The organism is Pseudomonas sp. ICMP 10191 (genome assembly GCF_001467335.1).
In the GTDB taxonomy this organism is placed as follows: Bacteria; Pseudomonadota; Gammaproteobacteria; order Pseudomonadales; family Pseudomonadaceae; genus Aquipseudomonas; species Aquipseudomonas cerasi.
On the sequence record NZ_LKGW01000070.1, the window covers coordinates 1 to 308 of the forward strand.

Below are 308 nucleotides of genomic sequence, written 5' to 3' on the forward strand. Positions count from 1 at the left end.
GGGCTCATGTGGAACCAGCCCACGGCCTTGCCACCGCATTCGGTATCCGGATCGCCGTCGAAAACATCGGTCGTGAAGTGCTTCGCACCCGGGTGATTCACGGTGTGCATGCTGATTGCTGCCGGGCTGTGATTCTTGGCCACGCTGACGGTGCGCCCAAGGCCCATTTCCAGCCCAGTACCGGCGCCGCCGCCACCGCAGAAGAAGTCCACAACGATCTCATCGTCTTGCGGATTGAAGCCAAGGCCGTATTGGGTTTTAAAATCGAAGGGGTGTTTCTTCTGGTGAGCGGACATAGTTCATCCTCG

General features: G+C 58.8%; 1 pseudogene. It reads right to left on the reverse strand.

Annotation, left to right across the window (positions count from 1 at the left end):
* Positions 1-296, reverse strand: a pseudogene (locus AO388_RS07150) (DNA cytosine methyltransferase); the annotation flags it as partial.
* Between the last annotated feature and the right edge of the window lie 12 nt (positions 297-308).